15 protein-coding genes are annotated in these 18283 nt (G+C 65.9%); 8 read left to right on the top strand and 7 right to left on the bottom strand.

Annotated elements, in window-relative coordinates; translation table 11 throughout:
* The first annotated feature begins 288 nt into the window (after positions 1-288).
* From DTW89_RS10005 to DTW89_RS09990, 4 genes are read left to right on the top strand one after another with little or no spacing between them, the layout of a single operon-like run.
* A complete protein-coding gene (locus DTW89_RS10005; protein WP_114655825.1) occupies positions 289-1599 on the top strand; it encodes an O-antigen ligase family protein in 1311 nt (436 codons plus the stop codon).
* The gene (locus DTW89_RS10000) at positions 1596-2717 is read left to right on the top strand and encodes a glycosyltransferase (RefSeq protein WP_236637093.1); all 1122 of its coding nucleotides are present in this window, start codon (positions 1596-1598) and stop codon (positions 2715-2717) included. The genes DTW89_RS10005 and DTW89_RS10000 overlap by 4 nt, the downstream gene beginning before the upstream one ends.
* Before the next feature lie 11 nt (positions 2718-2728).
* Complete coding sequence (locus DTW89_RS09995) at positions 2729-3739, top strand: glycosyltransferase family 2 protein (protein ID WP_114655830.1); 1011 nt, start codon at positions 2729-2731, stop codon at positions 3737-3739.
* Positions 3736-4749: a glycosyltransferase family 32 protein gene (locus tag DTW89_RS09990; RefSeq protein WP_201740981.1), complete on the top strand. Its 1014-nt coding sequence runs from the start codon at positions 3736-3738 to the stop codon at positions 4747-4749. The genes DTW89_RS09995 and DTW89_RS09990 overlap by 4 nt, the downstream gene beginning before the upstream one ends.
* 98 nt (positions 4750-4847) lie before the next feature.
* Here DTW89_RS09990 and DTW89_RS09985 read toward each other — a convergent pair whose 3' ends face one another.
* Together DTW89_RS09985 and DTW89_RS09980 are read right to left on the bottom strand one after the other, a co-directional pair.
* On the bottom strand, positions 4848-6014 hold the full coding sequence (locus DTW89_RS09985) for an NAD(P)H-dependent flavin oxidoreductase (RefSeq protein WP_114655824.1): 1167 nt from the start codon (positions 6012-6014) through the stop codon (positions 4848-4850).
* Positions 5950-6840 (bottom strand): LysR family transcriptional regulator, encoded by an 891-nt coding sequence (locus DTW89_RS09980; RefSeq protein WP_114655823.1) that lies wholly within the window; start codon positions 6838-6840, stop codon positions 5950-5952. The genes DTW89_RS09985 and DTW89_RS09980 overlap by 65 nt, the downstream gene beginning before the upstream one ends.
* A gap of 102 nt (positions 6841-6942) precedes the next feature.
* Between DTW89_RS09980 and DTW89_RS09975 the strand changes: the two genes are divergently transcribed.
* The gene (locus tag DTW89_RS09975) at positions 6943-8187 is read left to right on the top strand and encodes a YbfB/YjiJ family MFS transporter (protein ID WP_114655828.1); all 1245 of its coding nucleotides are present in this window, start codon (positions 6943-6945) and stop codon (positions 8185-8187) included.
* A gap of 16 nt (positions 8188-8203) precedes the next feature.
* Here the strand turns inward: DTW89_RS09975 and DTW89_RS09970 are convergent, their stop codons facing one another.
* The 3 genes from DTW89_RS09970 to DTW89_RS09960 all read right to left on the bottom strand — a co-directional run bounded on the left by DTW89_RS09970 (position 8204) and on the right by DTW89_RS09960 (position 11767).
* The gene (locus DTW89_RS09970; protein WP_114655822.1) at positions 8204-9490 is read right to left on the bottom strand and encodes a HAMP domain-containing sensor histidine kinase; all 1287 of its coding nucleotides are present in this window, start codon (positions 9488-9490) and stop codon (positions 8204-8206) included.
* Between the two features lie 3 nt (positions 9491-9493).
* Positions 9494-10213: a response regulator transcription factor gene (locus DTW89_RS09965; RefSeq protein ID WP_114655821.1), complete on the bottom strand. Its 720-nt coding sequence runs from the start codon at positions 10211-10213 to the stop codon at positions 9494-9496.
* Between the two features lie 153 nt (positions 10214-10366).
* Positions 10367-11767, bottom strand: coding sequence for an AmpG family muropeptide MFS transporter (locus tag DTW89_RS09960; protein WP_114655820.1), 1401 nt, complete (start codon positions 11765-11767; stop codon positions 10367-10369).
* A 32-nt stretch (positions 11768-11799) separates the two neighbouring features.
* Here DTW89_RS09960 and DTW89_RS09955 point away from each other — a divergent pair, with 32 nt between their 5' ends.
* On the top strand, positions 11800-12651 hold the full coding sequence (locus tag DTW89_RS09955) for a M48 family metallopeptidase (protein ID WP_114655819.1): 852 nt from the start codon (positions 11800-11802) through the stop codon (positions 12649-12651).
* A 107-nt stretch (positions 12652-12758) separates the two neighbouring features.
* On the opposite strand, the gene DTW89_RS09950 is transcribed toward DTW89_RS09955, so the two are convergent.
* Together DTW89_RS09950 and DTW89_RS09945 are read right to left on the bottom strand one after the other, a co-directional pair.
* Entirely contained in the window at positions 12759-13823 is a 1065-nt protein-coding gene (locus DTW89_RS09950) for a GGDEF domain-containing protein (protein WP_114655818.1), read from the bottom strand.
* 248 nt (positions 13824-14071) lie between these two features.
* Positions 14072-14710, bottom strand: a complete 639-nt coding sequence (locus DTW89_RS09945) for an MBL fold metallo-hydrolase (RefSeq protein WP_114655817.1) — start codon at positions 14708-14710, stop codon at positions 14072-14074.
* 355 nt (positions 14711-15065) lie between these two features.
* On the opposite strand from DTW89_RS09945, the gene DTW89_RS09940 reads away from it, so the two are divergent.
* A complete protein-coding gene (locus DTW89_RS09940) occupies positions 15066-16796 on the top strand; it encodes a methyl-accepting chemotaxis protein (protein WP_024813714.1) in 1731 nt (576 codons plus the stop codon).
* Between the two features lie 8 nt (positions 16797-16804).
* Positions 16805-18256, top strand: coding sequence for a chemotaxis protein CheW (locus DTW89_RS09935; protein ID WP_114655816.1), 1452 nt, complete (start codon positions 16805-16807; stop codon positions 18254-18256).
* Positions 18257-18283 lie beyond the last annotated feature (27 nt).

The following is an 18283-nucleotide window of genomic DNA, read 5'->3' as shown; positions in this document are numbered from 1 at the left end:
GGGGGGCTGGGGGCGTGTAGGCCGCCGCACGGTGCGGCTGCAGTCGTGCCAGCAGCTGGTAGGCGATGCGGAACGCGGCTGCGGGAAGTTGGCGTGTCATGGATACGGAGCCCCGAAGTGTGGAAAAATGCAATGAAGGATTTTGCACTTCGGCCTCTGGGTTGCGTTGATCGCAGCGCAGGTTTGTGTCGTAAAGGGCGCTTTACGGGTTCTTCAGAGGCACTTCCATGTGCCTGCACGGGTCACATCTAATATCTATCGGCGCGCTTGCCGACACGCAAGTTTTTCATGCACCTTCTGTCTTTTCTTGGCCCATCGCCTTGGCAGCGGCAACTGGCCACGCTGGTGGCGTTCTTGCTCCCGGCCTTGGCGCTGTCGGTGGCCTCTGGCTATTCGTACGGTGCGGTTTTGCTGCTGCTGGGTGCGCTGTTCTCTTTGCCGCGCTGGGCGACCGTGCGGCCAGATCGCGCCACGGTGGTGCTGGCGCTGGCCATGCTGGGCATGGCGCTTCTGTGGTTTGCACTGTCAGATCCGCGTGAGAACTGGGGGCGTTTCGATCGGTCGCTGAAATTCGCCCTTGCCGTGCCTTGCCTGCTGTTCATCGCGGCCTTTCCCCCGCGTGCGCGTGCGTTGTTTTGGGGGCTTTTGATCGGCTGCATTGGCGTGTGCGGCGTGGCTCTGTGGCAGGTGCATGTGGAGGGCGCACCGCGTGCGTCGGGCTTTCCATCAAACCGCACCAACGCCATTCAGTGGGGCAACCTGGTGCTGCTGCTGGGCGCCATGCTCGCGGTGCAGACCATGGCGCTGTATCGGCAACTTTCACGCGCTGTCGTGGCCGTGGCGGTGTTGGCAGTGTTGGCCGCGCTCAATGCCTCGATGTTGTCGCAGTCGCGGGGGGGCTGGCTGGCCTTGCTGCTGGCGATTCCGCTGGTGCTTGTACTGTTTCAGCGGCTGCGCCCAGGCAGGTTGTTCCGTATTTTGGCGGGCATCCTGGTGGCGCTGACGTTGGTGACAGCGCTGAACTGGGAGATGGTGGAGACACGCTGGCATCTCATGCGCCATGAGGTGCAGGTCTATGGCGCCCAGCGGGAGGCAGACAACTCGGTGGGGCAGCGGCTGGAGCATTGGCGCTATGCCTGGGATGCCGGGCGTGAAAAGCCTTTGACGGGCTGGGGCATGGCGGGCTATTTGCAAGACAAAGCCCGTCGCGTGGCGGCAGGCCAATACCAACCGGCCATCATGGAATACATCTATGCACACAACGAGGTGCTGGATGTTTTTGTGAAAACGGGCCTGGTGGGTGTGGGCGTGCTGCTGATCTTTTATGGGGTGCCGATTGCGCTGTTTTGGCCCAGTCGGCGCCGGCTCCAGGCCACGGCAGGCCTGCCAGATCCGTTGAAGGCGCAGATGGTGGCTGTGCGTCTGTCCGGGCTGTGCATTCCTGTGTTGTACATGGGCTTTGGGCTCACGCAGGTGTTCTTTGCCCATAACAGCGGGATCATGTTTTATCTTTTCATGAACATGGCTGTTTGGGGCGCGCTGCTCGGTCTGCAGCAGCTGCCGAGCGGCGCTGCGCAGTCTGAAAGGGCGGTGTCGTGACGCTGCCACGGCGCCAGCGGCCCAAGGTGCTGCATTTTGTGACGGGTGGATTTTCTGGTGCCACCCAGGTGGCGGTGGATTTGGTTCGAGCGCACGGTGCATCGGGCCGCTTCGATGCCTTGTTGGTGCTGCGCCGCAAGCGAACCACGTTGCCTGAGCGAGTGCGTGCGCTGCAGGCGGACGGCTTGCGCGTGGAGCTGGTGCCTGGCTGGTCCCATGCCGCCACGGTGTGGGCGCTTGCCTCTTTGTGCCGAAGATTCCAGCCGGACATCCTGGTCGCGCATGGCTACAGCGAACACCTTTGGGGCCGCTATGCGGGGCTGCTGGCGGGTGTGCGGCACTTGGTGCATGTCGAGCACAACTCCCGCGAGCGCTACAACGCCTGGCGCTTGGTGCAGGCGCGCTGGCTGGCCCGCCGTACCGATGCCATCGTGGGGTGCTCTGAAGGGGTGCGCAGTGCGTTGCTGGGGTATGGATTTCCGCAAGACCGTGTGCATGCCATTCCCAATGGCATCCGCCTGGAGCCTTATGCCAATGCCTCGGCGCATACGTTTGTACAGCGCATTCCCGGCATCGTGATGGCTGCGCGGTTTGCGCGGCAAAAAGACCATGCCACCTTGTTGCAGGCGGTGGCCCTCCTGCGCACCCGTGGGCTGAGGCCGCCAGTGCTGCTGGCCGGTGGGGGCAAGGCCAGTGCGCGGCGTGCCGCCGAGCGCCTGGCCCAAACGCTGGGGCTGGCAGACCAGGTGACCTTCCTCGGGCATTGCAACGACGTACCGGGGTTGCTCAAGGGGCACCAAATCTGCGTGCTGTCCACCCACTACGAAGGCATGCCGCTGTCGCTGATTGAAGGCATGGCTGCTGGCTGTGCGGTGGTCAGCAGCCAGGTGGTTGGTGTGCAGGAGGTCGTCGACAGCGGGCGCACCGGACTGCTGGTGGAACACGCCAACCCACAGGCCCTGGCAGACGCACTCGCCACGCTGTTGAACCAACCTCAGGACGCTGCACGCATGGCTGCCGCCGCGCACGCGGAGGTGCTACAGCGCTACGGATTGAACACGATGACCGACCGGTACGAGGCTCTTTTAGGTAGTTTGCTGGAGAAACCCGTACTATGACCATAGCCCCGATGGCACCGTGGCTGAGCGTGCTGATCCCCGTATACAACGTGCGCGATTACCTGGCCGAGTGCGTTGCATCGGTTCTGGAGCAAGCACCAGACGACGGCAGTGTGGAAGTCTTGTTGCTGGACGACTGCTCCACCGACGGGTCCTCAGAGACCATTGACCAACTACGGGCCCGCTGGCCAGGCCGCTTGCGTCTCTTGCAGCACGACCGCAATAGAGGTCTGAGTGCCGCGCGCAACACCATGTTGGGTGCAGCCCAAGGCGAGTACATCTGGTTTCTGGATTCTGATGACAAGTTACTGCCCGGCGCCATCCCAGCTTTGCACCAGATTGTGCAGGCGCACGGCCCCGATGCGGTGCTGTGCGACTTTCAAATCTGGCGCGAGAAGCCTCGCCTCAAACATCGGTTGCGTGGCGAGGCGCACCGCCACACTTTCGACGGACCCTCACATGTACTTCAGTATGGCCCCACAGGCCTGCTGCGTGGCCTCTTGGCCACAGGGCAGCTGCATGCGTGGTCGAAAATCACCCGCCGAGCACTGTGGGTGGATGGCGTTCGATTCCCCGAGGGCAGCTATTTTGAAGACATGGCAACCATGCCCTTGGCCTTGATCCGTGCCAACAGCTACTACTACATGCCGCAGCCCTGGGTCGCCTACCGCCAACGAGGCGGTAGTATTTTGGCAACGATGACGCTCGCCAAAGCCTTTGACCAATCGGCTGCCCTACTCACGTTGCACCAGGCGCTCGCAGGGCGTTCAGAACTGGCCGACGCTGGGCTGCAATTTGCCATGGCCCACCAATGCGCGCGCAATCTGCACGGAGCCATGCGCTTTGTTCAAAAAGCCGAGGCATCCAGTGCGGAGCTAGATGTTGCAGCACAACGCCTGCGTGCGGACTTCGCTTCGGCCTCTCCACTTACTGCTGGTGCGTTACTACGGGCCTACGTGCAACGTGGTTGGTGGTTTCGTTGGCTTAAATTCCGCCGGGCCTATGCCCACCGATCTGTATGAGTTCTGCAACCAGCGCTGTGCATTCCCTTTCTCTCAAGACCCGCGGCGAGCTCTGGCTCGCGCGTGGCCTACACTTGTTCTACTCCCTTTGGCCACGCCGACTCGAAGACTGCACTGCGCCCGGATTCGTGCTGCACGACATTCCTGCTGCCCAGGGCATTTCGCCACCAGCTCCCTTGGCCGAGCCCCCCGTGCCCATTCCGCCCATTCCGCCCATTGTCTGGGCCTACTGGAACGGTGCCGCGCCACCTGCGTTGATTCAACGTTGCTTCGACAACTGGCAGCGCACCAACCAAGGGTTCAGTCTTCGCATACTCAATGAAACCAGTGTGTTGGACTACATCCCAGAAATTCCGGCTGCGCTCGATAGTGCATCGCATGCGAAACGCGCCGACTGGATTCGTCTGGAATTGCTGCGCCGTTACGGAGGCATCTGGGTGGATGCCAGCAGCATCCTCACACGCTCCCTGGACTGGGTGTTGACGCAGTACATACGCACACCCGCTGAATTCATGGGCTTTTACCTGGAGCGCCATACCCGTGATGCTGCTTACCCGGTGGTGGAAAACTGGTTCATGGCAGCCCCGCCCGGCAGCAGACTGATCGTAGACTGGCAACATGAGTTCACCACCGAGGTCATCCACCGCAGCGGTCAAGAGTACATCGACCATTTGAAAGACAAGGGAGTATTTGAAACTGTGCGCCAGCACATCGACTCGCCTGACTACCTCAGCATGCACTTGGCACTGCAATACATCTTGCACAGCCGTGGTGGCTATCGGTTGGCCCTTGCTCGTGCAGAGGATGGGCCTTTTCGCCTGCATGTGCTGGGTCGCTGGGGACGCACGCCGCTTAAGTTGCGCTTGCTGTTTTCCCGAGTCACCGGCGATCTGCCCCCTCTGATCAAATTACGTGCGCCTGATCGCAAGCGCCTGGATCATTACCTGGATCGTGGTCTGTACGTTCGCGGCAGTGTCGCTGCGCGTTACTTGGTGGGTGAGGGTGAGTGAGCGCAAAGCAATTGCGGCACATCTGCAGCAGAGCGAGAGCCAGCGAGCCCGCCTCTACAACGCGTTTGTGCGACTCGCACAATATAGTAAACAGGCTTTCAGATTGCTTTGGCTGCAACCGAGGCTGCAGCCAGCCGCCACTCTTGGGCCAGCAACGCCATCAGCCGCGCCGCTGGCACTGGCCTGGCGGCCCCCACCCCTTGCCCTGCCCACAGCGATAGGTGGCTGGTGCGCCCCTGTGCGGCCGCTGCGCGGCGCAGTGCGCCTGTCAGCGCGTTTTGCACGGGGTAGGCGGGCACGCGGTCTTCCTCGGCGGCCAGAGCCTCCATCATCGCGTTGACAATGCCGCGCGCCGGACGGCCGGAGAAAACTCGGGTGAGCCGCGTGTCGGTGTCTTGTGCCTGGGCCAGGGCTTGCCGGTACGCGGGGCCGATGCCGGATTCCGGGCACGCCAGAAAGGCCGTGCCCATCTGCACGGCCTGCGCGCCCAGCGCCTGTGCAGCTGCAATGCCCCGGCCGTCCATGATGCCGCCCGCGGCAATCACCGGGATATCTACGGCGTCCACGCAGTGCGGCACCAGCGCCAGGGTGCCTACCTGGCTTGCCGTGAAATCGCCCAGGAACGTGCCCCGGTGGCCTCCGGCTTCGGTGCCGCTGGCGCACACGACATCGGCCCCCACTTGGGCCCAGGCGCGCGCTTCGGCCACGGTGGTGGCCGTGCCCACGACCAGGCAGCCGGCCGCGTGCAGGCGGGCCACCTGGGCGGCGTCCAAGATGCCGAAGGTGAAGCTTGCCACCGCCGGGCGCAGGGCCACCAGCACCTCGAACTGGGCGGCAAAGTCTTCGCACCATTGCGTGGGGCGCTGGGGCTGCAGGCCCAGCTCGGCGTACAGCGGCGCCAGGCGTTCCATCGCCGCTTGCACGGTGGCCTCGTCGGGGTCGGGCGTGGCCTGCACAAACAGGTTCATGCCAAAGGGCCGGTCGGTTTGCTGGCGCACGGCGGCAGCGGCTTCGGCCATGGCGGCGGGCGAGCGCATGCCGCAGCCCAGCATGCCCAGCCCACCTGCGGCCGACACGGCGGCGGCCAGGGCGGGGGTGTCCGAGCCCGTCATGGGGCCCTGGATGATGGGCAATGCAATGCCAAGGCGCTGGAGAAGTGAAGAGGTCATGGGCAGGCTCTTTTGAAGGGCAGAGGCGGGATCAGGGCGATGAAATCCAGGCGGAAGAGGGCTGTTGTGTGCCTTGCAGTGCGGCCAGCAGCGCATCCAGCGCGGGCGACTGGTAGCCGCGGCGGCGCACCAGCACCGTGTCGCAGCTCTGCAGGGGCGCGAGGCGCAGGGCCGGGGGCTCGCGCATCAAGTCCCACAAGGCCTGGGGAACCACACCCGCGCAGCGCCCCGCCGCCACGCAGGCGATGATGGCGTGGTACGACGCCAGCTCCAGCACCTGGGGCGCTGTGCCGCTGGCGCCTTGCATCCATGCTTCGCCGATGTGTCGGTAGGTACAGCCGCGTGTGAAGGCGGCCAGTGTGTGCAGTTGCAAATCGGCGGGGCTTTGCACCGGTGGGTGGTGCGCGGGCAGGGCCAGCAGCAGCGATTCTTGAAACACCGGGGTGCGTTCCACCGGCGTATCGGTTTCCAGCCCAGGTGGTGGCCAGGCGACCAGGGCGGCATCGAGCGTGTGGGCGGCCACTTGCTCCACCAGTTGTCGGGAGGGTCCGGTGGACAAGTCCAGCACCACGTCGGGCCACTGGGCATGCAGTTGCGCCAGCGGCTGGGGCAGGCGCGCTGCGGCCGTGCTTTCCATGGCGCCCAGGCGCAGGCGCCCACCCGGCTGCTGCGGGCGCACGGCCTGGCGGGCCTCTTCGGCCAGGGCCAGCAGGCGGTCGGCGTAGCCGCGCAGGGATTCGCCGGCCGGTGTGAGCACCATGCGCCGCCCTTGGCGCAAGAACAGCGGCGTGCCCAGTTGCTCTTCCAGCTGCTGAATCCGCGTGGTCACGTTGGACTGCACGCGGCCCAATTGCTCTGCCGCGCGGGTCACGCTGCCTTCGGCCGCCACGGCCTTGAAGATTTCGAGTGCGGTGAAATCCATCCAAACGTTCTTTTTAAAAGATGGTTTTCTAAAAATATATCTCTTTGGAGAATAATAAGCGAGACATCCCGCATTCCCTCTGCCTTCGTGGAGCTCTTTTTCATGCCGAACCCCTCCCAGCCTCCGGCCCCGCGCGCCCTGTCTGACCGCCCCTACGTGGTCGCCCTGGCGGGCATGGCCGCGTTGGCGGCGGCCATGGGTATTGGCCGGTTTGCCTTCACGCCGCTGCTGCCCATGATGCTGAGCGATGGCGTGATCACCCTGGTGGACGGCAGCTGGCTGGCCACGGCCAACTATGTGGGCTACCTGTTGGGGGCGCTGGCCTGCATGGCGCTGCCCTGGGTGGCTCTGAAAGCACGCCAGCGCTGGCACCCGGCACGCCTGGCCCGCTGGGGGCTGGCGGCCACGGTGCTGCTCACGCTGGCCATGGCGTTGCCCTTGCCATGGGCCTGGGCGGCATTGCGGTTCGGTGCCGGGGTGGCCAGTGCGGTGGTGCTGCTCAATATTGCCGCCTGGTGCATGTTGCGCCTGGTGGCGCTGGGGCAGCCCGCGCTGGGCGGGCTGATTTTCAGCGGGCCGGGCCTGGGCATTGCGCTCACCGGCTTGTCGGCCAGCGCCATGGTGGCGTGGCACTGGCCCGCTGCGGCGGGCTGGGCGGTGTTTGGCCTGCTGTGTGTGGGGCTGTGTGCACTGGTGTGGCCTGTGGTGCAGGGGTTGCCGCAGGCGGCTGCTGCAGCCAGCTCCGCGCCTGTGGCCAACCCCCCCGGCCTGGGGCCCGCAGCGCGCGGCGCTCTCACGCTGGCCTATGGTTTGGCGGGGCTGGGCTACATCGTCACCGCTACGTTTTTGCCGGTGATTGCGCGCGCTGCCTTGCCTGCTGGCTCGGTGTGGCCCGATTTGTTCTGGCCTCTGTTTGGCATGGGTGTGGCCATGGGGGCCGCCCTGTCCACGCGCGCGCCAGTGGCGTGGGACCGGCGTTGGCTGCTGCTGGTGGCTTATCTGCTGCAGGCCGCTGCGATTGGTCTGAGCCTGGTGTGGCCCGGCGTGGGCGGGTTTGCGCTGGACAGCTGGTTGCTGGGCCTGCCGTTCACCGCCATCACGTTCTTTGGCTTGCAAGAGGCGCGCCGGGTGTGGCCATCGGCGGGGGACAGCTTCACCGGGCTGCTCACCGCCGCTTACGGTCTGGGTCAGATCATTGGCCCCCCCATGGTGGCCTGGACGCTGCACCGCGCCGCCACGCCCAGCCAGGGCTTTACCCAGGGACTGGTGGCGGCTGCGGCGGCCCTGGTGCTGGGTGCCGTGTTGTACGCGGTGATGGTGTGGCGTTGGCCTTTGCGGCCCCGTTGAGTTTGTGGGGCGGGCTTTATTTCGTCAGCGCCAATGGCAGGCGCAGCACAAAGCAGGCACCGCCACCGGCGTGGTCTTCGCAATGCACGCTGCCGTTGTGCCGCCCGGCGATGGACCGCACCAGCGCCAGCCCCAGGCCCACGCCGCCCGAGCGTTCGCTGGCGCCAGGCAGGCGGTAGAAGGGCTCGAAGATGCGTTCGCGCTGGTCCAGCGGCACGCCCGGGCCGCGGTCGCACACACGCACTTCGGCCAGGGCGCCGCTGCGCAGCACCTGCACGGTGATTTCGCCCGTGCTGTAGCGGCGGGCGTTTTCCAGCAGGTTGCGAATGGCGCGGCGCAGCAGCTTGGAGATGCCGCGCACTTCCAGCCCCTCGGGCACGGCGCTCACGTCCAGGTCCGCGTCCACGCGGGCACATTCTTCGGCGGCCAGGCCGATCAGATCCACGTCTTCCACGGTGCCTACGTCGGCCTCGCGGGCGTCCAGGCGGCTGGCCAGCAGAATTTCATCCACCAGCTGGTCCAGCTCGGCAATGTTGCGCAGGATTTCGGCGCGGAAAGTGGGCGATGGCGTCTGCCCCCCCATCAGCTCCAGCCCCATGCGGATACGGGTAAGCGGCGAGCGCAGCTCGTGCGAGGCATTGGCCAGCAGGGACTTGTGCGACTTCACCAGGGTTTCGATCCGCTCGGCCGACGCGTTGAACTGCCGGGCCAGGTCGGCCACTTCGTCCTGCCCGGTGTCCGGCACGCGCACCGACAGGTCGCCTTCGCCAAACTTCTTCACGCTGCGCTGCAGGGCTTCCAGCCGAAGCGTCAGCCGCCGGATGACAGGGTACACACCCAGGGCGACCGCCACGCCCATGATGCCCAGCATCCACACAAAGCCAAATGGCGGGCGCAGCCAGAAGGCCACTGTGCGGTCGGGCCCGCCACCGGGGGGGCTGCCGGGCGGCTGTATGCCGTGGGCCCGGCGTTCGCCACGGCGCTCTTCGCGACGGTCTTCGCGCGGGGGCTTGGGCCCCAGCTCCATGGTGTACTTTTCGCCCGTGTCGGTCTGGATGCGAAAGTTGATGCCCTCGCCCGGCGGCCCCGGTTCGCGCAGCGCATAGCCGCGCACCACGGCCTGGCCGTCGGGGCCGCGCAGCACCATCTCGCGCCCAGGCGCGGTGGGCTGGTTCAGGCTGTTTTCCTCCACCGCCACGCGCCACGCCCAGCCCACAGCCAGTGTCAGCACCGCCATGCCGACCACCACGGTCAGCCAGATGCGCAGGGACAGGCGCCGGGCGAAGGGGTTGGAGAGTTTCACGGCTCAGTCTTGCTGCTTTGCAAACACATAGCCCACACCACGCACGGTGAGGATGCGGCGCGGGTTCTTGGCGTCGGCCTCGATGGCGGCGCGAATGCGGCCCATGTGCACGTCGATGGAGCGGTCAAACGCCTCCAGCTCGCGGCCGCGCACGGCCTCCATGATCTGGTCGCGCGTGAGCACACGGCCCGCGCGCTCGGCCAGCGCCACCAGCAGGTCAAATTGGTAGGAGGTGAGATCGGCCAGCTCGCCTGCCACGGTGACGGTGCGGGCGTCGCGGTCGATCTCGAGTGTGCCAAAGCGCAGGGCCTGTGTGGCGGGCGGGCTGCCACCGTCGGTGCGTCGGCGCAATATGGCGCGGATGCGGGCCAGCAGCTCGCGCGGTTCAAAGGGTTTGGGCAGGTAATCGTCGGCGCCCAGCTCCAGGCCGATGATGCGGTCCATGGGGTCGCCCTTGGCGGTGAGCATGAGCACCGGCACCTGGGCCGCGGGGCCCTGCAGCGCGCGGATGCGCCGGCAAACGTCCAGGCCGTCCATGTCGGGCAGCATCAGGTCGAGGATGACCAGATCGGGCAAGGGGCCCGCATCAGGGCCTTGCAGTTGCGCCAGGCCGCTTGCGCCATCGGCGCGGTGCGTGACATGCAGGCCCGACTGGCCCAGGTATTCGCCCACCATCTGTGCAAGGCGGGCGTCGTCTTCGATCATCAACAGGTGCGAGCTCATCGTGGCAGTGTAGTGGGGGCGGTGGAGCCGATGGGGGCAGGGCTCCATGGTGGCCCGCAGGCGTCGCGCAGTGTTGAAGCGGCCGTAAAGTTCCGGTAAACCGCGCCACCCGGCAGGGGTTTGAATGCTATTGTTTTAATAGCTGCTAGCGCTTTAAGGTAAAGCGCTGGGGGGTGTTTTGACCCGTGATGCCAGCCACACCAGCCCCAGCACCGGCAGCCCCAGCAAGGACGTGGCCGTGAAGAACTGCGCGTAGCCAAAGCTGTTGACATAGTCGCCCGAAAACCCCGCCACAAATTTGGGCAGCAGCAGCATCATCGAGCTGAACAGTGCGTACTGCGTGGCCGAGTAGCTCACATTGGTCAGACTTGAAAGATAGGCAATGAAGGCGGCCGACGCAATGCCGCTGGCCAGGTTGTCGGCCGACACCACGGCAATGAGCGCCGTCACGTCGTGCCCATGGCCTGCCAGCCAGGCAAACAGCAGGTTGCTGCCGGCACTGAGCACGGCGCCCAGCATCAGGATGCGCATCACCCCCAGGCGCATCGACAGCACGCCGCCCACAAACGCGCCCACCAGCGTCATGATGACGCCGTACACCTTGGTCACGGCCGCCACCTCGTCCTTGGTGAAGCCCATGTCCACATAAAACGGGTTGGCCATGATGCCCATCACCACGTCGCTGATGCGGTACACGGCAATCAGCGCCAGAATCTGCGCGGCCTGCCAGCCGTAGCGGCCCAGAAAATCGGCAAACGGATCGACCACGGCGCCCTTGATCCATTCGGCGGCATTTTTGGCGGGTGGCAGCACCACGGGCACCGGCTCGCGCGAGAACAGCACCGTGACCACGCCCACGGACATCGACGCGGCCATGGCCAGATAGGCCGCCTGCCAGGCGCCGTTCTGGTAGGCGGCCGCACCTTGGGCCAGCGCCTGGCCCACCCCTTGGCCCACCACCTGGGCCACAGCGGGCGCCACCTCGGCGCGTGCCGCAATCCACAGCACGCCCGCGCCGGCCCAGATCATGGCCAGGCGGTAACCGGTCTGGTACGAGGCGGCCAGCGCCGCCTGATGGTTGGCGTCGGCCGATTCGATGCGAAAGGCGTCCAGCGCAATGTCCTGCGTGGCCGAGCCAAACGCCACCGCCAGCGCGCACCACACGATGGGGCCCAGCGTGAGGCGCGGGTCGGCCAGCGCCATGCCCACGAGGCCTGCCACGATCATGCCCTGCGACAGCAGCAGCCAGCTGCGCCGCCGCCCCAGCCAGCGCGTGAGCAGCGGCAGCGGCATGCGGTCCACCAGCGGCGCCCACAGCCATTTGAAGCCATAGGCCAGGCCCACCCAGCTGAGATATCCGATCGTGCTGCGGTCAATGCCCGCCTCGCGCAGGCGAAACGAGAGCGTGCCCAGCACCAGCAACAGCGGCAGGCCTGCCGAAAAGCCCAGCGTCAGCATGCGCAGGCTGGCGGGCTCCAGGTACACGCGCAGGGTTTGCAGCCAGGGGGTGCGCACGGCGGGGGAGCGGGGTGGGGTCGGGGAGGTGTCTGACATGGGGCCGGGCGGTTTTTGTCTATTATTCCTGCATGTGCCTCTTCTGCCCCCCGCCCTCCGTAGCGCCGTCTTCCCCGTGGTCTGCGCGCCGCGCCTTCCTGCTGGCTGCGGGTGCCAGCGCCGCCGCGCCCGTGCTGGCGCAGGTGGAGGTGGGTTCGGCATCGAGCCTGCGCAAGCTGGTGCCCGCCGAGACGCTGGAGAACTCTGCCGCCCAGCAGTACCAGCAGATGCTGCAGCAGGCCAAGGCCCAGCGTGCCCTGGCACCCGCAGGGCACCCGCAGCTGCAGCGCCTGCATGCCATTGCCAAAAGGCTGATTCCCCATGCTGCGCCCTGGAACGACCGCGCCCGCCAGTGGCGCTGGGAGGTCAACCTCATCGGCAGCTCGCAGGTCAACGCCTTTTGCATGCCCGGCGGCAAGATTGCGTTCTACACCGGCATCCTTGACCAGCTCAAGCTCACCGACGACGAGGCCGCGATGATCATGGGCCACGAAATGGCCCACGCGCTGCGCGAGCATGCGCGTGAGCGCATCGCCAAGACACAGGGCACCAACCTGGCGCTGCGCCTGGGCTCGCAGTTGCTGGGCCTGGGCGATCTGGGCAACGTCGCCGCCAGCCTGGGCGGGCAGCTGCTCACGCTGCAGTTCAGCCGCTCGGACGAAAGCGACGCCGATCTGGTGGGGCTGGAGCTGGCCGCACGCGGGGGCTACCAGCCGTCCGCCGCCGTCAGCCTGTGGCAAAAGATGGGCAACGCCACCGGCGGCAAGCAGGGGGGGCTGGCCTTTTTGTCCACCCACCCCTCGGGGCCCGCACGCATCCGTGAGCTGGAGCAGAACGTGCCCAGGGTGCAGGGGTTGTACGAGGCCGCGCGGCGCAACGGGTAAGGGCGCGCATCTTTCGAAACGCTATTGTTTTAATAGCTTCTCGCGCTTGTTTTTAAAGCGTTATAGACTGATTTCACCCAATTTTCAGGGGCACGATCTGCCCTGGCTTACGCCACGCTCACCTGGTTGCGGCCCGCGTTTTTGCTTTGGTACAGCGCCTTGTCGGCACGCGCAATGGCAGTGTGCAGGTCTTCGGTGCTGCGCACCTGGGTCACCCCGAAGGACATGGTCAGCGCGATGGGGGCCTGGGCCACGTCCAGCGGCGCCTGCGCGATGGCGGCGCGGATGCGCTCTGCCGTGGCGCAGGCGGCCTCCAGCGGGCAGTAGGGCATCAGTGCCAGAAACTCCTCGCCGCCCCAGCGCGCCAGCACATCGCCGTCGCGCAGGTTGGCGGCCAGCACGTTGGCGATGGCCACCAGCACCGCGTCGCCAACGGCATGGCCATATTGGTCGTTGATGCGTTTGAACAGGTCCGCATCACACAGCAGCAGCGTGACCGGCGCACCATCGCGCTGGCTGCGCGCCAGCGCATGGGCGGCCAGGGCTTCAAAGTGGCTGCGGTTGGCCAGGCTGGTCAGCGGGTCCTGGGTGGCCTGCTTGCGCAGGCGGCTCCCGGCAATCAGGATGGTGCGCCGGTAAACGGCCGCCAGCGCTGCCGACATGGCAAACACCAGGCAGATGTGCATCCAGTTCACGACCTGGACGCTGCGCACGGGCAGTGGATCGAGCGGGCCCCAATGGCTGCACAGTGCCTGCAGGCCCAGGTAATACGCCAGCAGGGCCAGCACCATGGGCGCGGCATACCCGCGCGTGTTGGCGACCACGATGGCGGGGATGAACAGCAGCAGGTAATAGTGAAATCCGCTGTCCCAGCCAATCAGCAGCGATCCCAGTGCCGCGTGCCCGAGCACCTCCACCCAGATCAGCACCAGCGCGGCGGCGTTGTAGCGCTTCTGGATGAGGCGATAGGCCCCCAGGTACATGGCAATGCTCAGGAAATTGACGATGGCCAGGGGCCGGGAGCCCAGCCCCATGAACAGCAGGATGTATCCCACGTCGATAGCCGCTGCAATCAGCGTCACCCGCTGCAGCATGACCCAGTAGGCCTTGCCCACCAGGCTGGAGCCACGCTGCGGTTCCAGGGGCGGAATCGGAATGGAAGTGGTGTTCATGGCACAAAGGGCGGGCAGAGGGAGGCGTCTGCCGGGTGCTCACATGTTGTTTACAAAGAGCAACATCATAGTGGGCAGTGCTTTTGCCGGGCGGTGGCGAGGGCGTGGGTGCAGCGCACACCAGCGTGGCAGCCGCATGCCTGCACCCACGGGGCAGTGTGTTGTGGTGTAAAAAAATGACCAAAATGGCCTGTAGCGCTTATTGGGCAAGCGCTAGCAGCTATAAAAACAGGAATGTGATGGACCATTCAGGTCCCGCCCACATAGGGATTGTTTTGGCGTTCGCGTGCAAACGTGCTCTCCGGCCCGTGGCCCGGGATGAACACCGTCTGATCGCCCATGGGCCACAGGCGCTGCGTGATGCTGTCGATCAGCTGCTGGTGGTTGCCCTGGGGGAAGTCGGTGCGGCCGATGCTGCCGGCAAACAGCACGTCGCCCACAAAGGCGCGGTCGATCTGCGGCGCATGGAACACCACATGGCCCGGCGTGTGGCCCGGGCAGTGGCGCACGTTCAGCGTTTCGTTGCCGATCTGCACCTGGTCGCCATCGTGCAGCCAGCGCGTGGGGGTGAAGTGCTGCGCGGGCGGAAACCCGAACATCGCGCTTTGCTGCGGCAGGCCGTCGATCCAGAACTGGTCGCCCGGGTGCGGGCCGACGATGGGCAGTTGCAGGCGCTGGGCCAGCTCACCCGTGCCTCCGGCGTGGTCGATGTGGGCGTGCGTGAGCCAGATCTGCTCCAGGGCGAGGCCCAAGCGCTGGATTTCGGCCAGTAGCGTTTCGAGATCGCCCCCGGGGTCAATGACGGCCGCCTTCCGGGTGGCATCACACCAGACGAGGGAGCAGTTTTGTTGAAAAGCCGTAACGGGGATGGTGAGGTAGCGGAGCATGGGGTGGGCAGGTAACGGATAACAAAGGCTCAACAGGCAGAACACATTTTCAGAGCGGGTTCCACCGACTGGCGACCGCGTGGAAACACGGTTTCACAGCACAGGGCACCAGTGTAGTTTTGGAGGTGGCCGGGTTGCAGTTTCTTCAGTGACCTGCTGGCGGCTACGGTTGCCAATGGCTGTCCATGCCGGAAAAGCAAATTTGCGCCATACTGAGAAATTGTTTCATATGGTTGCAATTGCGGGCCCGCTGCATGCCTTGGGCGGCAGCTGTTTGCAAGTGCCACCAACCTTGAATGACCCCCAAAGCCGCCCAGTCAGTGGCGCTTTGCCCCAACAACAGGCATTTCTTCCCATGAATAATTCAATGGATACGCCCGCTACCGCCCCACAAGAGGCCGCACGCACAGCGGCGTTGCTGGCTGCGCTGGAGCATGTGCAAGCCGTGATCGAATTTGACCTGGAGGGCCGGGTACTGCGGGCCAACCGCTTGTTTCTGGACCTGATGGGCTACAGCGCCAGCGAGGTTCTGGGGCAGCACCACCGCATTTTTTGCCCGCCCGAGGTGACCAGCAGCGAGGCGTATCGGGCGTTGTGGGATGGGTTGCGCGCCGGACAGGTGCGCGAGGATGTGTTTTTGCGGATCACCAAGGCGGGCAAGCCGGTCTGGCTGCAGGCCTCGTACAACCCGGTGCGGGACGCTGAGGGCCACATGGTGGGCGTGGTCAAGCTGGCCACCGACATCACCGCGCAGCGGGTGCAGCAGGCAGACTTTGAGGGCAAGATGGCGGCGATTGACCGCGTGCAGGCCGTGATCGAGTTCGACCTGACGGGCCGGGTGCTGGACGCCAATGCGAACTTCCTGCAAACCTTTGGCTACCGGCGTGAGGACGTGGTGGGCCAGCACCACCGCATGTTCTGCCAGCCCGAGTTTGCCCAGTCCAATGAGTACGCGAGCCTTTGGGAGCGATTGGGCCGTGGTGACTTCATTGCCGGGCGGTTTCGCCGCCTGTCCAGGGATGGCCGCGACATCTGGCTGCAGGCCTCGTACAACCCCATCCTGGATGTCACCGGCAAGCCCTACAAGGTGGTCAAGTTCGCTGTGGACATCACACACGACATGACATCGTCCGCCGAGACCAAGGGCAAGATTGATGCCATTGGCCTGTCGCAAGCGGTCATCGAGTTTGATATGCAGGGCAACGTGTTGCTGGCCAACCCCAACTTTCTGCGCACCATGGGCTACACCCTGGCCGAAATCCAGGGGCAGCACCACAGCATGTTCTGCGAGCCGGGCCTGGTGCAAAGCCAGGCCTACCGCGACTTCTGGGCCGATCTGGGCGAGGGCAAGTTCCAGAGCGCGCGCTACCGCCGCATTGGCAAGCATGGGGCCGAGGTCTGGATTCAGGCCACCTACAACCCCATCCTCGATGTCGATGGCAGGCCCTACAAGGTGGTCAAGTATGCGATTGACATCACCACCCAGGTGCAGCGCGAGCGCGCGGTGGCGCAAAAGGTGCACGACATCACCGCCGTGCTGCAGGAAATGAGTGGATCGATCAAGCAGCTGGCGCGCAGCGCGGGCCGCTCCACCGAGCTGGCCGAGCAGACGCAGCGCGAGGCGGGCGAGGGCAGCCAGCTGGTGCGCCGCTCGCGCGACGCGATCATCGCCATCGAGCGGTCGTCGTCCGACATCCATGAAATCGTCGACACCATCAGCGAGATCTCGAGCCAGACCCACTTGCTGGCGTTCAATGCGGCCATTGAGGCGGCGCGCGCTGGCGAGCAAGGGGTGGGCTTTTCCGTGGTGGCAGACGAAGTGCGCAAGCTGGCAGAAAAGTCGTCGCTGGCAGCCCGCGAGATCGCCAAGCTGATCAACCAGACGGTGATCCGGGTCTCGGAGGGAAGCCGCCTGTCCGAGGATGTGGATGCAGCGTTCTCGCGCATTCTGGGCGCGGTGGAAAACACCACGCGCTCCATCAGCGAGATCCGCAGTGCCACCGAAGAGCAGGAGCATTCGACCCAGGACGTGGCCCGCCTGCTCGAAGACCTGCAGGGCAGCGGCAGCCCCCGCAAGGCGACTTGAGCTGCGCGGTGGACGACGTGATCCAGTCCCCATCCAGCGCCCCGCTTGGGGTTGTGCAGCATGTGCATGTGCGCGTGGGCCGCTGCGACATCGCCATTCCCATCGAGCAGGTCTGGCAGGCCCTGCCACTGCCGCCCCAGGGCCTGACAGCGCTGCCGCGCCGCAGCGGCGGCTTGCTGGGCGTGGCCGATGTCGCCGGTGCGGCGGTGCCGATTGTGGCGCTGGAGCGCTGGGTGCCGCTGGAGACCCGGGACGACGGTGCCGCTGCATTGCAAAGACTGCTGGTGCTGCAGCAGGCGGGTGGCCTGGTGGGCATACGGGTGGACGCGGTGCTGGGCGTGAAGGCCGTGGCGGCGGCCGATATCCGGCGGGTGCACCACGCGCCCGATGACAACGAACTGTTCGAGTCGGTAGTGCCCGCGACAGCCAGCGCGCCGACGCTGTGCATTCTGGAAGTGGCGCGGCTGATGCGACTGGGCCAGGCCTGGTGCGAGCAGGCACAGGTGGAGCCCGCCGACGCAGCGGCCACGGGCGCACCGGCAGTCCCTGCACCGCACCAGGTGGGCACAACACAACGCCACGCGGTATTCCGGATCGGTGTGGAGCAGTGGGCGGTGCCGGTAAGCGCCGTGGAGCGTGTGGTGCCCGTGCCCGCCACCGAACTGGCGCTGGGGCCCAAGGAGCGCACTTGGGCCATCGGCCAGTGGCAGGGCCGCAAGCTGCCGTTGGTGGACATCAGCGAGGGCCGCCAGGCCAGCGATCGCCAGTCCGCGCCGTGGATGGTGATGCTGGGCCAGGGGCCGCTGCTGCTGGGGCTGACGGTGTCGGAGTGCCAGCAGTTTTTGGATCTGCCGCAGGCTGCCGTGGCCAGCATACCCGGCGACCCCTTGCTGGCGGGCGTGGCGCTGCTGCCAGACGGCGCCAGGCTGCAGGTGCTGGATGTCGCCAAACTCTTTGGCCTGACACCCGAGGCATCCATCAGCCGGCGTGCGCCGGCTCCGTTGCATGCTCCCGGCGGCGCCGTGCAACCCGACGCCACCGAGCCCTTGCCCTATCTGGTGTTCGATGCGGATCAACGCTATGCGTCCCCGGTCGATGGCATTGTGGGGGTGGTGGAACTGCCCGCCCAGGCAAGGGAAGACCTTCGGTCGGGGCGACCGGCCTTTCTGGCGTGGCGTGGCCAGACGGTTCGCCTCGTCAGCCTGCCCGCCATCGCCAGGTCGGAGGGACTCGCAGACCCGCAGCTGGCGGTTCTTGTCCAGGCGCCCGGCGGCACGACGGCGCCCTTGGGCATCGCCATCCACAGCCTGACGGACTGGCTGCCCGCCCACAGCGCGCGGCGCAGCGGCATGCGCATGGGCGCCATGGGCGAGTTCGGGCTGATCAATGCCAAAGGCGCGGTGGACCACGCCAACCTGGTGGTGGTCGACCTCGCCCAGATGGCGTACCTGCTGGGCTGAACCCGACGACCTGACCTCCACTCCCAT

The sequence above is a fragment of the Acidovorax sp. BoFeN1 genome (genome assembly GCF_003345135.1).
In the GTDB taxonomy this organism is placed as follows: domain Bacteria; phylum Pseudomonadota; class Gammaproteobacteria; order Burkholderiales; family Burkholderiaceae_C; genus Acidovorax; species Acidovorax defluvii.
The sequence above is the reverse complement of the archived record's forward strand: the minus strand, read 5'-3'. Positions and strand labels throughout refer to the sequence as shown.

What these genes read in the sequence shown, in the direction of transcription:
- DTW89_RS10005 (WP_114655825.1), top strand. Translation starts at nt 289, where the DNA reads ATGCACCTTCTGTCTTTTCTTGGCCCATCGCCTTGGCAGCGGCAACTG.
- DTW89_RS09995 (WP_114655830.1), top strand. Translation starts at nt 2,729, where the DNA reads ATGGCACCGTGGCTGAGCGTGCTGATCCCCGTATACAACGTGCGCGAT.
- DTW89_RS09990 (WP_201740981.1), top strand. Translation starts at nt 3,736, where the DNA reads ATGAGTTCTGCAACCAGCGCTGTGCATTCCCTTTCTCTCAAGACCCGC.
- DTW89_RS09985 (WP_114655824.1), bottom strand. Translation starts at nt 6,014, where the DNA reads ATGCGCTGCTGGCCGCACTGCAAGGCACACAACAGCCCTCTTCCGCCT.
- DTW89_RS09980 (WP_114655823.1), bottom strand. Translation starts at nt 6,840, where the DNA reads ATGGATTTCACCGCACTCGAAATCTTCAAGGCCGTGGCGGCCGAAGGC.
- DTW89_RS09975 (WP_114655828.1), top strand. Translation starts at nt 6,943, where the DNA reads ATGCCGAACCCCTCCCAGCCTCCGGCCCCGCGCGCCCTGTCTGACCGC.
- DTW89_RS09965 (WP_114655821.1), bottom strand. Translation starts at nt 10,213, where the DNA reads ATGAGCTCGCACCTGTTGATGATCGAAGACGACGCCCGCCTTGCACAG.
- DTW89_RS09960 (WP_114655820.1), bottom strand. Translation starts at nt 11,767, where the DNA reads ATGTCAGACACCTCCCCGACCCCACCCCGCTCCCCCGCCGTGCGCACC.
- DTW89_RS09955 (WP_114655819.1), top strand. Translation starts at nt 11,800, where the DNA reads ATGTGCCTCTTCTGCCCCCCGCCCTCCGTAGCGCCGTCTTCCCCGTGG.
- DTW89_RS09950 (WP_114655818.1), bottom strand. Translation starts at nt 13,823, where the DNA reads ATGAACACCACTTCCATTCCGATTCCGCCCCTGGAACCGCAGCGTGGC.
- DTW89_RS09945 (WP_114655817.1), bottom strand. Translation starts at nt 14,710, where the DNA reads ATGCTCCGCTACCTCACCATCCCCGTTACGGCTTTTCAACAAAACTGC.
- DTW89_RS09940 (WP_024813714.1), top strand. Translation starts at nt 15,066, where the DNA reads ATGAATAATTCAATGGATACGCCCGCTACCGCCCCACAAGAGGCCGCA.